Raw genomic sequence first — 13,426 nt, forward strand, 5'->3', positions numbered from 1 at the left:
TGCCTTATGTATATCGGGATAGATCTTGGCACATCAGGCGTAAAGGCCATTCTGCTCAATGAGCAGGGCGATGTGGTGGCTTCAAAAACGGAGAAACTCACCGTCTCGCGCCCGCACCCGTTATGGTCAGAACAAGACCCAGAGCAGTGGTGGCTGGCAACGGATCGCGCGGTAAAAGCACTGGGTCAGCAGCATTCACTCCGCGAGGTGAAAGCGTTAGGGATTGCCGGGCAGATGCACGGCGCTACGCTACTGGATGAACAACAGAAGGTATTGCGTCCGGCTATCTTATGGAACGACGGTCGCTGTGCTGAAGAGTGCGTGATGCTGGAGAGTCAGGTTCCGCAGTCTCGTGCCATCACCGGCAACCTGATGATGCCTGGCTTTACCGCGCCAAAACTGCTGTGGGTGCAACGCCACGAGCCGGAGATTTTCAACCAGATTGATAAAGTCCTGCTGCCGAAAGATTACCTGCGTTTGCGCATGACCGGTGATTTTGCCAGCGATATGTCTGATGCGGCAGGGACAATGTGGCTGGATGTCGCGAAGCGTGACTGGAGCGATGTCATGCTGGCTGCCTGTAAACTGACTCGCGAACATATGCCTGCGCTCTATGAAGGCAGCGAGATTACCGGAACTTTATTGCCAGACGTCGCTAAAGCCTGGGGAATGCAGGAGGTTGCGGTTGTTGCCGGAGGTGGTGATAACGCGGCGGGCGCGGTTGGCGTAGGCATGATGAATGCCGGTCAGGCGATGCTTTCGCTGGGGACATCCGGCGTCTATTTTGCGGTGAGTGATGGTTTCCTTAGCAAACCGGAAAGTGCGGTTCACAGTTTTTGCCATGCTTTGCCTGAGCGATGGCATCTGATGTCTGTAATGTTAAGTGCGGCATCGTGTCTGGACTGGGCGGCAAAATTAACCGGACTGGCGAGCGTTCCTGCGTTGATTGACGCTGCGCAACAGGCGGATGAACACGCGGAGCCGGTCTGGTTTTTACCTTATTTGTCCGGCGAGCGTACGCCGCATAACAATCCGCAGGCCAAGGGCGTATTTTTCGGTCTGACGCATCAGCATGGTCCGGCAGAACTGGCACAGGCGGTGCTGGAAGGTGTGGGGTTTGCGCTGGCTGACGGTATGGACGTGGTACATGCCTGTGGCATTCAGCCCGCCAGCATTACGCTGATCGGCGGTGGGGCGCGTAGTGAATACTGGCGTCAGATGCTATCTGACATCAGCGGATTGCAGCTGGATTACCGTACCGGCGGTGACGTTGGTCCTGCACTCGGCGCGGCGCGCCTGGCGCAAGTTGCCATGAATCCGCAAACGTCGTTATCAGAGTTACTGCCTCAACTTACGCTGGAGCAGGCGCATTATCCTGACGCGGAGCGTCATGCTCGTTATCAACAGCGTCGAGAAACCTTCCGTCGTATCTATCAGCAATTACAACCGCTGATGTCCTGACCACTTTCCCCTCTGGCTAGCAGAGGGGAATTTGCCGCATACATATATCCACAAAAATAATAAATTACACGTATGGATGTATTCTGAAAGTCCTGTGTAGTCGCTTTTTTCTGTGTTGTCTTTAGCGGGTTATTCATATTGTATCCATGATGGATAAGGAGATCCCAATGAAGACAACCAGGCTGTTGCCATGGATATTATTCCTCTCAGGCATACTGACTTACAGTATCGGTTTATGGCGCGCATGCCCGTTATTGAGCGGCAAGGGGTATTTTTTGGGGGCGCTGATGACGGGGATGTTCGTAACGTATGCCTATCAGCGCGCAGTAAATCTCAATCAAAACGATGAACGCTTCGCTTCCGTATGTCAGATGGTGGCGCTCATCACGGCAGGGCTGTTGCTGGTGGGGGTGTGGAATGCCCCGTTGGCGCCCTTCGAAATAGGGTTATACCCGGCAGCATTCTTCGTGTGTTTGGCCGGACAAGTTTTACTCCTGCGTCCAGGGCCGAATGAACAAAAGGGTGAGTCTTAACTCACCAACCTGCGCGTATCGATACGCTGCAAGAGTATGGACAACAGCAGGCTACCCGCCAGCGTGGCGCTAAAAATCCACAGCATGTCCAGCGGTGGCCAGTTTTTGAGTTCAATTCCGTTGGTACGTAGTGCGTGAATGATCAGCGCATGAAAGCCATAAATGCCCAGCGAGTGGCGGGAAATAAGGCCCAGTAGCGGCAGAGTACGTGCGCTGAGCGTATTTTTGACCAGCGTCAGGAGCGAGGCGGCGCAAATAAATACCGCTGGGCCGCAGTAGAGGTACCAGGTGTCGGCAAAATTGCCTCGCCAGCGCAGTTCATGCAATGTGCCACGAGAAATAATAAATACTGCGGTAATGAATAACGCCGTACAGAGCCAGCTGAGCGCACGCTTTTGCGTATCCATCATGCCAATCGCCCGGCCCAGCATGCCGTACAGGATGTAATAGAAAGTATCGCCACTGATGTACAGGTTGACTGGGAGCCACTCAAAGCCGCCGATTTTTTGCGAGACGGTGTTGGGATTGGCAATCACCCCAATGACAACCATGAGCGCCAGTAGCATCTTGCCGCTGATATTTTTCACCTGTATCAGCGGAGAAACCAGGTAGATGACGGCGATCGCGAAGAAAAACCACAGGTGATAGAACACCGGCTTTTGCAGCAGGTTCTTCAGCGACAGCTCAGCGTTGATCGAGGTAAACAGCAGGATATAGGCCAGCGCCACGCTGCTGTAAAACAGAATGCAAAGTGCGATGCGCAGGAAATGGCGCGGTTTGGCGCTACGCTCACCAAAGAACAGATAGCCCGAAATCATAAAGAACAGCGGAACGCTGACGCGAGAGGCTGAATTGAGCACGTTAGCCAGATCCCAATTCAACGGGCTGACGCTTTGCGCATTGGTGATGTACCAGGTTGTGGTGTGGATCATCACGACCATTAAACAGGCTATCCCGCGCAGGTTATCAATCCAGAAAATTTTGGGCTGCATCAGTTCCTCTGTGTCCATTAAAAAAAGTCTGACCGATATTTTGCGAACGTAGCTCACTGGAATAATCCGAGTTCTTACGCTAAAGCTTGAGATGGTCTGATGAGATTCTCAAAATAGGATCTGTTTCCAGACACTAATAATAAGACTGACCAGCAAACCAGGCGGTAATAAAATGATGATGAAGTATTTCTTTCCCGCGATCGCTGCCCTTTTGCTGGTAGCGTGCGCTGACACACAATCGTCTGCACCTGCGCAGAAAGCGCAAAAGGTTAAGGTCAGTGCCACACGTTCGCTGGATATGGAGTCATTGTGCAAAAATGAGGCGGCGCAACGCTACAACACTGGCGCGCAGAAAATTGATATCTCCGGCCTGGAGCAATTCCAGGGTAGCTATGAGATGCGTGGTTCTACCTTCCGTAAAGAGAGTTTTGTCTGCTCTTTTGATGCAGACGGGCAGTTTTTGCACCTTTCCATGCGCTAAGTTCCCCCTTTTTCCCGTTTCGTACTGTATATCTTGCAGCCAGCGGGTATACTGACCGCTTCCTTTAAATCCACACGTATCCAGCACGAAATAATATGCAAAAGTTTGATACCAGGACCTTCCAGGGCTTGATCCTGACCTTACAGGATTACTGGGCTCGCCAGGGCTGCACCATCGTTCAACCATTGGACATGGAAGTCGGCGCGGGAACATCTCACCCAATGACCTGCCTGCGTGCGCTGGGGCCGGAGCCGATGGCGACTGCTTATGTGCAGCCTTCTCGTCGTCCGACCGATGGCCGCTATGGCGAAAACCCGAACCGCTTACAGCACTACTATCAGTTCCAGGTAGTGATTAAGCCGTCTCCGGACAACATTCAGGAGCTGTACCTGGGTTCTCTGAAAGAACTGGGTATGGACCCGACCATTCACGATATCCGTTTCGTGGAAGATAACTGGGAAAACCCGACGCTGGGTGCCTGGGGTCTGGGTTGGGAAGTGTGGCTGAACGGCATGGAAGTGACGCAGTTCACCTACTTCCAGCAGGTTGGTGGTCTGGAATGTAAACCAGTAACCGGGGAAATTACCTACGGTCTGGAACGTCTGGCCATGTACATTCAGGGCGTAGACAGCGTTTACGACCTGGTCTGGAGCGACGGCCCGCTGGGTAAAACCACTTACGGCGACGTGTTCCATCAGAACGAAGTGGAGCAATCCACCTACAACTTCGAATACGCCGACGTGGACTTCCTGTTCACCTGCTTCGAGCAGTACGAGAAAGAAGCGCAGCAGCTGCTGGCGCTGGAAAATCCGCTGCCACTGCCTGCGTATGAACGTATTCTGAAAGCCGCCCATAGCTTCAACCTGCTGGATGCGCGTAAAGCCATCTCCGTCACCGAGCGTCAGCGCTATATCCTGCGCATTCGCACCCTGACCAAAGCAGTGGCAGAAGCTTACTACGCTTCCCGTGAAGCCCTTGGCTTCCCGATGTGCAACAAAGACAAATAAGAGGCGGCCATGTCTGAGAAAACTTTTCTGGTGGAAATCGGCACTGAAGAGCTGCCACCAAAAGCACTGCGCAGCCTGGCTGAGTCCTTTGCTGCAAACTTTACCGCGGAGCTGGATAACGCTGGCATCGCGCACGGCAACGTTGAGTGGTTCGCCGCGCCGCGTCGTCTGGCGCTGAAAGTCGCGAATCTGGCGGAATCTCAACCCGATCGCGAAGTTGAAAAACGCGGTCCGGCCATTGCCCAGGCGTTTGACGCTGAAGGCAAACCGAGCAAAGCGGCAGAAGGTTGGGCACGTGGCTGCGGCATCACGGTTGATCAGGCTGAGCGTCTGACTACCGACAAAGGCGAATGGCTGCTGTACCGTGCGCATGTAAAAGGCGAAAGCGCAGAAACGCTGCTGCCAAACATGATCGCCACGTCACTGGCGAAGCTGCCTATCCCGAAACTGATGCGCTGGGGCGCGTCTGATGTCCACTTCGTGCGTCCGGTTCACACCGTGACCCTGCTGCTGGGCGACAAAGTGATTCCGGCAACGATTCTGGGCATTCAGTCCGATCGCGTGATCCGCGGGCACCGCTTTATGGGCGAGCCGGAATTCACCATCGATTCTGCCGATCAGTACCCGGAAATCCTGCGTGAGCGCGGCAAAGTAATTGCGGATTACGCTGAGCGTAAAGCGAAAATCAAAGCCGATGCTGAAGAAGCGGCGCGTAAGATTGGCGGTAACGCTGACCTGAGCGAAAGCCTGCTGGAAGAAGTTACCTCGCTGGTGGAATGGCCGGTAGTGCTGACTGCGAAGTTCGAAGAGAAATTCCTCGCTGTTCCGTCTGAAGCGCTGGTACACACCATGAAAGGTGACCAGAAGTACTTCCCGGTATACGCGAACGACGGCAAACTGCTGCCGAACTTTATCTTCGTTGCCAACATCGAATCGAAAGATCCGATCCAGATTATCTCCGGTAACGAGAAAGTCGTTCGTCCGCGCCTGGCGGATGCCGAGTTCTTCTTCAATACCGACCGTAAAAAACGTCTGGAAGACCATCTGCCGCGTCTGCAAACCGTGCTGTTCCAACAGCAACTGGGTACGCTGCGCGACAAGACTGATCGTATTCAGGCGCTGGCGGGCTGGATTGCTGGTCAGATTGGCGCTGATGTTAACCACGCAACGCGTGCTGGCCTGCTGTCCAAGTGCGATCTGATGACCAACATGGTCTTCGAATTCACCGACACCCAGGGTGTGATGGGCATGCACTATGCGCGTCACGATGGCGAAGCGGAAGATGTAGCTGTTGCGCTGAACGAACAGTATCAGCCGCGTTTTGCTGGTGATGATCTGCCGTCGAACCCGGTAGCTTGTGCCGTGGCGATTGCTGACAAGATGGACACCCTGGCGGGTATCTTCGGTATCGGTCAGCATCCGAAAGGCGACAAAGACCCGTTTGCGCTGCGTCGTGCTGCGCTGGGTGTGCTGCGTATTATCGTTGAGAAGAACCTGAATCTGGATCTGCAAACGCTGACCGAAGAAGCGGTTCGTCTGTATGGTGACAAGCTGACCAACGCCAACGTGGTGGATGACGTTATCGACTTTATGCTCGGTCGCTTCCGCGCCTGGTATCAGGACGAAGGTTATACCGTCGACACCATTCAGGCCGTACTGGCACGTCGTCCGACTCGTCCGGCTGATTTTGACGCACGTATGAAGGCGGTTTCGCACTTCCGTACGCTGGAAGCCGCGTCCGCGTTGGCTGCCGCGAACAAGCGTGTATCGAACATCCTGGCGAAGTCTGAAGAGACGCTGAATGACCGCGTGAATGCGGCAACGCTGAAAGAGCCGGAAGAAATTGCGCTGGCGATGCAGGTGGTTGTGCTGCGCGATAAGCTGGAGCCTGTCTTCGCTGCCGGTCGTTACCAGGAAGCGCTGGTTGAGTTGGCGGAACTGCGTGAACCGGTTGATGCGTTCTTCGAGAAAGTGATGGTCAACGTAGAAGATAAAGATCTGCGTATTAACCGTCTGTCTATGCTCGAAAAACTGCGCGAGCTGTTCTTGCGCGTGGCAGATATTTCTCTGCTGCAGTAACGACCCTGCGCTGACTTAGAAAATGCCGGATGGCGGCTTCGCCTTATCCGGCCTACGAGAGAAACACCAGTAGGCCGGATAAGCATTGCGCTATCCGGCATTTTTTTATGTTATTAGCGCAACTGCAATTTTGTCAGACAGGTCTGGCTGTCTTCCATCGTCTTAATAGGATACTCCGCCGTTTTACCGTTGTAGCTCACTGCGATGGTGCCTTCCATATTGCGCGGTAGCCATACCCCGACAAAGCCATTACGGCCGCTCTTCATCGCTTTTTGTACCACCACATCACCCTTGTTATCCGTCACTTTGACATTGAATGTCTTCTCCGGCATTTCGCCCTGGCAGCCAGAAAGGCTGTGGTTGAAACAAGGATGTGTTTGCCATTCATACGGGGCAAACGACAGATAGAACTTGTCACCGAGCGGCAGGGTATAAACCTGATCGCCCGAAGAGAGCTTCAACGCGGTGCTGGTGATGGACGCTGAGTACGGCAGCGGGCGGCTCTGCGGTGATTGATCAATCGTCTCTACGATTTGTTCGACGGATTTCCCGCTAAGCCCGTGTTCGGCCAGAAAAGTAGCTTCCGGCGTTGCCGCGAAAGCAGTACCAGTGGTGAGCAAACCTAAAATCAGCAGCAGTGAGGATTTCGACATAGCTTCAATTCCTTGTGAAAATTGTGGAATATAGACTGGCTCACTATAAAGCTTGCCCTTAGGGAAAGGTCAAAGGGACGACGGGTAAAGTAATGCAAAGAAGCGTTGGGGAGGGGAGACTTACAAAATACAGATAAAAAAATCCCCGCCGTTTGGCAGGGATTCAGAATTTTGAGCTTTTTAAGCTTACAGGCTGGTTACGTTGCCAGCTGCCGGGCCTTTAGCGCCGCTTTCGATGGTGAAGGAAACTTTCTGACCTTCGTCCAGAGATTTGTAGCCATCGTTCTGGATAGCAGAGAAGTGTACGAACACGTCTTTAGAGCCATCGTCAGGAGTGATGAAGCCGAAACCTTTGTCAGCGTTGAACCATTTTACGATACCAGTCATTTTACCGGACATAGTGTATTACCTTTTAAAAAATAAGTGTGCCTTTCGGCGATATGGCGTGCTTTACAGATTTTTTAACAGTAAAGGAAATGCTCACTACGAAGGGTATCAACGATAACTCTTGAAGGGACTTGCCTTACTAACTGCTGTAATGGTCTGTACGTCAAACCGTTGAGGGCATTAACTCATTTTACGCATGTGGATGCAACTACTATTTTCTTTTTTGTGGATAACCTTCGTAAGAGAACGGCCCTGTTACAGGACCGTTCTTGAGCAAAATTGAAAAATAGTTCAATCCATCAGTTGCTTACTTAACCTAGGGTCTGCCTGAATCAGGCGCATTAACTTCAATTCGGTAGTGGAAGGCTTTACGCGTTTAGACTCCCATTCATGAACCATCGCGACCGTCACGCCCATCACTCGGGCAAAATCATCTGTTTTTAAACCTGTCCCTCGTCGTAGCTGTTCAAATTCGGTGAAAGGGTTGGTTTTTTGCGGCAGAGTGACCGTCTGCGATACATCTTTAAAAACAATCTGCTCCAGACTGCTTAGCAGTTCAAACATAGGATCTTTGTATTCCATTGAGAACTCCTACAAATCACACAGCGGGATCGTGAATTTCTTCGAAGCTCATTAAGAGTAGTCGGAAAAAATGAAGCCGGATTTAAGGTTTGCGTGATGGATTCGTTTCAGCGGATCGCAGGTGACAATCTATTGCTGGCTAACGAACTGATAAAGGTCAGGATCTCCGAACGATCGATTCCGATTGTAAAGATGACTAAAATATGACGCCGAGTGGTAAATGCAGCATTGTTTAGCAAAACGAACGGTGGCGGGAACGGTTATTTTCCCCCACAAGATTACGCGGAAAGGGTATCTTGCGGGGCTGACCTGGACTATCCTTGTCAACGTCAGGCACGCGGGTGTCGTTGTGCGCATTTTTGGGTGAAAGGAGTATTAAAATGGCGACAGGTAAGTCCTGCTCTCGCTGGTTTGCGCCTGTTTTGGCGCTCTTAATGGTAGTTGGCCTGAGTGGGTGTTTTGATAAAGAAGGCGATCAACGCAAAGCGTTTATCGATTTTCTGCAGAATACTGCAATGCGTAGCGGAGAGCGTTTACCAACGCTGACCGCCGATCAGAAAAAACAGTTTGGCCCGTTTGTGTCCGATTACGCGATTCTGTATGGCTATTCGCAGCAGGTTAATCAGGCGATGGACTCCGGTCTGCGCCCGGTGGTTGATAGCGTAAATGCGATTCGTGTTCCTCAGGATTATGTGACTCAGCGTGAGCCGCTGCGTCAGGCAAATGGTGCGCTAGGTGTATTAGGGCAACAGTTGCAGAATGCGAAACTACAGGCAGATGCTGCGCATGGCGCGCTGAAGCAGGGCGAAGATCTGAAGCCGGTCTTTGATCAGGTGTACAACAAAGTTGTTACTGCACCAGCAGAGGCCTTACAGCCGCTGATCCCTGCCGCGCAAATTTTCACGCAGCAGTTGGTGCAGGTTGGTGATTTTGTGGCGCAGCAGGATACACAGGTGAGCTTTGTCGCCAACGGTATCCAGTTCCCAACGTCACAGCAGGCAAGTCAGTACAATACGCTGATTGGCCCGTTGGCTGCTCAGCATCAGGCATTTAATCAGGCCTGGACTGCTGCGGTGAATGCCGCTCAGTAATTAAGATACGGTAATGCATGAAAGGCCGGGTGAGCGTAAGCGCTACCCGGCCTTTTGTTTATGATGCGACCTGCGGGTTTACGCAGTTCTTCTCAACGCGTCCTTGCAGCGCATCGATTAAGTTATCCACCGCACAGGCCGCCATGTTGTAGCGCGTTTCGTGTGTGGCTGAACCAATGTGCGGTACGGCCACCACGTTGGGCAGTGACAGTAGCGGTGAGTCTACCGATAATGGCTCTTGCTCAAATACATCCAGGCCAGCGGCATGAATTTCGCCTTTTTGCAGGGCAGCAATCAACGCTTTTTCATCGACCACCGGGCCACGTCCGGCGTTAATAAAAATGGCGGAAGACTTCATTTTTGCAAACTGCTCGGTGCTGAACAGATGATGCGTTTCGTCGGTTAACGGCAGGATCAGGCAGACAAAATCAGACTCCTGCAACAGCGTATCGAGGTCGCAGTAACGTGCATTGAAGCGTTCTTCTGCTTCCTGATGGTGACGGCGCGCATTATAGAGAATCGGCATGCTAAAGCCGAAATGCGCACGTTGTGCCAGCGCCAGCCCAATGCGGCCCATACCGACAATCCCCAGCGTTTTGTGGTGTACATCGGTACCAAACCAGTCCGGTCCGATACTTTTGGTCCATTCGCCAACCTTTACCCGTTCGGCAACTTCCACTACGCGGCGAGCGGTGCTTAACACCAGCGCCATTACCGTATCGGCGACGGTTTCCGTCAGCACGGTTGGCGTGTGCATCAACAGCACCTTACGCGCGTTGAGGGCATCGACGTCGAAGTTGTCATAGCCTACGGAAATCGTGGATGTCGCACGCAGCCTGGGCATTTTCTCCAGCAGAGCGGTATTGACGGCTTCACTGGAGCCCAGCAGACCTTCTGCATTGGCAAAAGCGTCGGCGTGCTGTGCGACCGTTTCCGGGCGCAGGTTAGGCACCTGAGTCACAGTAAAATGTTCTTCCAGGCGATGCAGTAAATCGTCAGGTAACGCTTTATAGAGAATAATGGACGGCTTCATGCGAATCTCCGTAAGTTAAAATTTAAGCGTGGCGTGCGCCAACCGGAATTTGAGAATTATTAGCAGGCTTAACAATTAAAGTTAGCCACACTGAGACAAAAAGCGCTACCCCCATAAAAATGTACGAGGCGGACGGGCTGCCGGTAGCGCCATTGAGGTAGCCGACAAACCATGATCCAAAGAATGAACCTAGCGCGCCCATACTGTTGATCAGCGCCATTGCCCCACCGGCGACGTTGCGCGGCAGCATTTCCGGGATGATGGCGAAGAAGGGACCATAGGGGGCATACATTGCCGCGCCTGCAATAACCAACAGCGTGTAAGAAATCCAGAAGTGGTCTGCGCCTACGGCCCAGGAGCCGATAAACGCGAAAGCGGCTATTAATAACAGTGGCCAGACAAACAGCTTACGGTTTTGCAGCTTATCGGACGCCCAGGAGACGAGGATCATCGCCGCCGTTGCCGCCAGATACGGTACGGATGACAGCCAACCAACTTCCACCATCCCCAGATTTGCACCGCCGTTGCGGATAATCGACGGCAGCCACAGGACAAAACCATAGACGCCAATACTCCAGGCGAAATACTGCATACACAGCAGGATGACGTTACGTGAGCGGAAAGCCTCGCTATAGTTACGTACGGCTTTGATGCCTTGCTGCTCTTTTTCCAGTTGTGCCTGAAGCGCGGCTTTTTCAGATTCTGACAGCCAACCGACCTGAGACGGTTTGTCTTTTACCAGCACCCACCAGCAGAACGCCCAGATGATGGCCGGGAAGCCCTCGATGATGAACATTTCTCGCCAGCCCAGCGCCTGAATCAGGTAACCGGAAACCACGGACATCCACAGAACGGTGACCGGATTACCGAGGATCAGGAAAGTGTTTGCGCGCGAGCGTTCAGATTTCGTAAACCAGTTGCTGATATAAATCAGCATTGCCGGCATCACGGCGGCTTCAACGACGCCAAGAATAAAGCGGATGGCGGCAAGCATTGGAATATTGCTGACCATGCCGGTTAACGACGCGCATGCGCCCCAGAGGATCAGACAGACAAAAATCAGTTTTCGTACGCTGCGTCGTTCAGCGTAAATTGCGCCCGGGATCTGAAAGAAGAAATAGCCGAGGAAAAACAGCGCGCCCAGCAGGGAAGAGATCCCCTTGGTAATGCCGAGGTCTTCGTTGATACCGGCGGCGGAGGCGAAGCTGAAGTTCGCGCGATCAAGGTACGCCAGGCTATACGTGATAAACACGATTGGCATGATGTACCACCAGCGTTTTGCTGCATTAGTTGAGCTATTCATAGACTGCCCTCTGGTTATGCTGATACGCCGCCTCTGTATGTAGGGTACAGAGTTGGCCGGGAGTTTATTCCCCTAATTGTTCACGTGTGGGTAATCCTTCGCTGTCGCCCTGAACCTGAATGGCCAGTGCGCCAATTTTATTGCCGCGTGTCACCGCCTGATGCACCGAGTGGCCTTCCAGCAGGGCGCTAATAACGCCCACGGCAAAGCCATCGCCTGCGCCGACCGTATCGACCACGTTGTCGACTTTTACCGGTGCCACGCAGCCTTGTTCGCCGCTGGCGGTTTTGTACCAGGCGCCATCAGCCCCGGTTTTGACGATCACAGCCTTCACCCCATGGCGCAGATAAAAGTCGGCGATGGCTTCAGGCGTCTGCTGACCGGTTAAAATCATGCCCTCTTTTAACCCAGGTAAAACCCAGTCAGCCTGAAATGCCAGGCGGTTCAGTTTTTCCACCATTTCGGCTTCGCTTTTCCACAATACCGGGCGCAAATTTGGGTCAAAGGAGATGGTTTTCCCTTGGGCTTTCAGCGTGCGGGCGGTATGCGCCAGAAGTTCATAGGAACTGGCAGAAAGCGCGGCTGCCACGCCGCTCAGGTGCAAGTGACGTGCGCTGGCAAAATAGTTCTCGTGGTAATCCTCAATGCTGAGGTGGCTGGCAGCGGAACCTTTACGGAAATATTCCACAATGGGATCGGTTCCATTTTCGACCTTAGATTTAAGCTGAAAGCCAGTAGCGTAACGCCCGTCCTGGGTGACTCCCTGCGCATCAATCCCTTCTTTTTCCAGCGACTTAACGATAAAACGTCCAAAACTGTCGTTGCCTACACGGCTCACCCAACCGACCTTCAGGCCCAGACGGGCAAGACCGGTCGCCACGTTGAGCTCCGCGCCTGCAACGCGCTTGATAAACTGCTCCACATCCGCCAGTTCGCCGGTTTGCGTGGCGACAAACATCGCCATCGCTTCACCAATAGTGACCACATCCAGTGAATTTTTCATGCGTTACTCCTCGCGTAACAGCTCGACGTAGCGGCGGGTAACCGCCGCCAAATCCTGCCCTTCCAGGGGGAACTCAATGCCGCGTGGGACATCGTTGGGCAGCGTTTTTAGCAGCGCCAGCCAGCGCGGATCGGCGGTATCTGGCGGTACGGCGCGGTAGCTGTCGCGATGTGCAACTGCGGCTTTGACATGGATATACCCAACGGTTGACGCCAGGTTCTGCGCCGCCAGTTGCGGGGAGTCGCCCACCCACAGCCAGTTGCCCATATCGAAGGTTAAAGATATCGGCAGGTTTTGCGCCTGACAGGCTTCGTTAAAGCGCTGCATCGGCTGCAGGCGTCCGCAGTCGGTCTGATCGTTCTCGACAACCAGCTCCATTCCGCTGTTGTCCAGCCATTGGCGTAGAACGTCGAACTGTTCGGTATGGGAAAAATGGCCGAGGGAGACTTTTAACCACAGTGCCTGCAAGGCCTGCGCTTCCTCAAGTAGTTCTGGAAGACGGGGGTTGAGGCTACCGTCCTCAAGGAACAACGGTTCAGGCGCAGAGTAACAGGCCAGCAGGCCGAAGATTTCGATCGCAGAGGCCATCGTGGACAGCGTCTTCAGCTCAACGTCGGTTAATAGCTCGCGGCGGATTTCGACGCCGTCAGCACCGGCTTCAGCGATGATGGGCAGCATTGCCGTTTGCCCGCCTGCGGCCCGTACCTGGTCGTGCCCATAAGCGGCGGTGACCACCATAATTTTTCTTTTCATGGAAACTCCAGACTAGCGTTCTTGTTATAACGCTAGATGGAACCGGTTCCAAAGAAAAGCCTATGATG

General features: G+C 53.2%; 14 protein-coding genes. 6 read left to right on the plus strand and 8 right to left on the minus strand.

The features are described 5' to 3' along the window. Positions 1-6 precede the first annotated feature (6 nt). Complete coding sequence (gene xylB, locus OGY17_RS17665) at positions 7-1,461, plus strand: xylulokinase (protein WP_286607938.1); 1,455 nt, start codon at positions 7-9, stop codon at positions 1,459-1,461. A gap of 167 nt (positions 1,462-1,628) precedes the next feature. After that, positions 1,629-1,994, plus strand: a complete 366-nt coding sequence (gene yiaB / locus OGY17_RS17670) for an inner membrane protein YiaB (RefSeq protein WP_048215326.1) — start codon at positions 1,629-1,631, stop codon at positions 1,992-1,994. Here yiaB and OGY17_RS17675 read toward each other — a convergent pair. Next, entirely contained in the window at positions 1,991-2,986 is a 996-nt protein-coding gene (locus tag OGY17_RS17675; RefSeq protein WP_265639745.1) for an acyltransferase, read from the minus strand. The genes yiaB and OGY17_RS17675 overlap by 4 nt on opposite strands. Before the next feature lie 172 nt (positions 2,987-3,158). Here OGY17_RS17675 and OGY17_RS17680 point away from each other — a divergent pair, with 172 nt between their 5' ends. The 3 genes from OGY17_RS17680 (at position 3,159) to glyS (ending at position 6,553) form a co-directional block, all read left to right on the plus strand. After that, complete coding sequence (locus tag OGY17_RS17680; RefSeq protein WP_020996059.1) at positions 3,159-3,467, plus strand: YsaB family lipoprotein; 309 nt, start codon at positions 3,159-3,161, stop codon at positions 3,465-3,467. Between the two features lie 95 nt (positions 3,468-3,562). After that, the gene (glyQ, locus tag OGY17_RS17685) at positions 3,563-4,474 is read left to right on the plus strand and encodes a glycine--tRNA ligase subunit alpha (protein WP_001168551.1); all 912 of its coding nucleotides are present in this window, start codon (positions 3,563-3,565) and stop codon (positions 4,472-4,474) included. 9 nt (positions 4,475-4,483) lie between these two features. Continuing rightward, on the plus strand, positions 4,484-6,553 hold the full coding sequence (gene glyS, locus OGY17_RS17690; RefSeq protein ID WP_008786433.1) for a glycine--tRNA ligase subunit beta: 2,070 nt from the start codon (positions 4,484-4,486) through the stop codon (positions 6,551-6,553). Positions 6,554-6,666: 113 nt separating this feature from the next. Here the strand turns inward: glyS and cueP are convergent, their stop codons facing one another. The 3 genes from cueP to OGY17_RS17705 form a co-directional block, all read right to left on the minus strand. Next, positions 6,667-7,206 carry a copper-binding periplasmic metallochaperone CueP gene (gene cueP / locus OGY17_RS17695; RefSeq protein WP_032945331.1) on the minus strand — a complete coding sequence of 180 codons (540 nt, stop codon included), beginning with the start codon at positions 7,204-7,206 and terminating at the stop codon, positions 6,667-6,669. Positions 7,207-7,392: 186 nt separating this feature from the next. After that, entirely contained in the window at positions 7,393-7,605 is a 213-nt protein-coding gene (gene cspE, locus OGY17_RS17700; RefSeq protein ID WP_000014594.1) for a transcription antiterminator/RNA stability regulator CspE, read from the minus strand. A 279-nt stretch (positions 7,606-7,884) separates the two neighbouring features. Continuing rightward, a complete protein-coding gene (locus OGY17_RS17705; RefSeq protein ID WP_003827383.1) occupies positions 7,885-8,175 on the minus strand; it encodes an HTH-type transcriptional regulator in 291 nt (96 codons plus the stop codon). Positions 8,176-8,555: 380 nt separating this feature from the next. On the opposite strand from OGY17_RS17705, the gene OGY17_RS17710 reads away from it, so the two are divergent. After that, positions 8,556-9,266, plus strand: a complete 711-nt coding sequence (locus tag OGY17_RS17710; protein WP_003827386.1) for a DUF3053 domain-containing protein — start codon at positions 8,556-8,558, stop codon at positions 9,264-9,266. A 58-nt stretch (positions 9,267-9,324) separates the two neighbouring features. Here the strand turns inward: OGY17_RS17710 and ghrB are convergent, their stop codons facing one another. From ghrB to OGY17_RS17730, 4 genes are all read right to left on the minus strand, one after another. Then, complete coding sequence (ghrB, locus tag OGY17_RS17715) at positions 9,325-10,299, minus strand: glyoxylate/hydroxypyruvate reductase GhrB (protein ID WP_048227295.1); 975 nt, start codon at positions 10,297-10,299, stop codon at positions 9,325-9,327. Positions 10,300-10,321: 22 nt separating this feature from the next. Beyond that, positions 10,322-11,602, minus strand: coding sequence for an MFS transporter (locus tag OGY17_RS17720; protein ID WP_048215328.1), 1,281 nt, complete (start codon positions 11,600-11,602; stop codon positions 10,322-10,324). A gap of 64 nt (positions 11,603-11,666) precedes the next feature. Further along, a complete protein-coding gene (locus OGY17_RS17725; protein ID WP_048215329.1) occupies positions 11,667-12,605 on the minus strand; it encodes a sugar kinase in 939 nt (312 codons plus the stop codon). A gap of 3 nt (positions 12,606-12,608) precedes the next feature. After that, positions 12,609-13,358 carry a sugar phosphate isomerase/epimerase family protein gene (locus OGY17_RS17730; RefSeq protein WP_079934331.1) on the minus strand — a complete coding sequence of 250 codons (750 nt, stop codon included), beginning with the start codon at positions 13,356-13,358 and terminating at the stop codon, positions 12,609-12,611. Positions 13,359-13,426: the final 68 nt, after the last annotated feature.

This window comes from Citrobacter sp. Cpo126 (assembly GCF_030332445.1).
Taxonomy (GTDB): Bacteria; Pseudomonadota; Gammaproteobacteria; order Enterobacterales; family Enterobacteriaceae; genus Citrobacter; species Citrobacter portucalensis.

What these genes read in the sequence shown, in the direction of transcription:
- xylB (WP_286607938.1), top strand. Translation starts at nt 7, where the DNA reads ATGTATATCGGGATAGATCTTGGCACATCAGGCGTAAAGGCCATTCTG.
- yiaB (WP_048215326.1), top strand. Translation starts at nt 1,629, where the DNA reads ATGAAGACAACCAGGCTGTTGCCATGGATATTATTCCTCTCAGGCATA.
- OGY17_RS17675 (WP_265639745.1), bottom strand. Translation starts at nt 2,986, where the DNA reads ATGCAGCCCAAAATTTTCTGGATTGATAACCTGCGCGGGATAGCCTGT.
- OGY17_RS17680 (WP_020996059.1), top strand. Translation starts at nt 3,159, where the DNA reads ATGATGATGAAGTATTTCTTTCCCGCGATCGCTGCCCTTTTGCTGGTA.
- glyQ (WP_001168551.1), top strand. Translation starts at nt 3,563, where the DNA reads ATGCAAAAGTTTGATACCAGGACCTTCCAGGGCTTGATCCTGACCTTA.
- glyS (WP_008786433.1), top strand. Translation starts at nt 4,484, where the DNA reads ATGTCTGAGAAAACTTTTCTGGTGGAAATCGGCACTGAAGAGCTGCCA.
- cueP (WP_032945331.1), bottom strand. Translation starts at nt 7,206, where the DNA reads ATGTCGAAATCCTCACTGCTGCTGATTTTAGGTTTGCTCACCACTGGT.
- cspE (WP_000014594.1), bottom strand. Translation starts at nt 7,605, where the DNA reads ATGTCCGGTAAAATGACTGGTATCGTAAAATGGTTCAACGCTGACAAA.
- OGY17_RS17705 (WP_003827383.1), bottom strand. Translation starts at nt 8,175, where the DNA reads ATGGAATACAAAGATCCTATGTTTGAACTGCTAAGCAGTCTGGAGCAG.
- OGY17_RS17710 (WP_003827386.1), top strand. Translation starts at nt 8,556, where the DNA reads ATGGCGACAGGTAAGTCCTGCTCTCGCTGGTTTGCGCCTGTTTTGGCG.
- ghrB (WP_048227295.1), bottom strand. Translation starts at nt 10,299, where the DNA reads ATGAAGCCGTCCATTATTCTCTATAAAGCGTTACCTGACGATTTACTG.
- OGY17_RS17720 (WP_048215328.1), bottom strand. Translation starts at nt 11,602, where the DNA reads ATGAATAGCTCAACTAATGCAGCAAAACGCTGGTGGTACATCATGCCA.
- OGY17_RS17725 (WP_048215329.1), bottom strand. Translation starts at nt 12,605, where the DNA reads ATGAAAAATTCACTGGATGTGGTCACTATTGGTGAAGCGATGGCGATG.
- OGY17_RS17730 (WP_079934331.1), bottom strand. Translation starts at nt 13,358, where the DNA reads ATGAAAAGAAAAATTATGGTGGTCACCGCCGCTTATGGGCACGACCAG.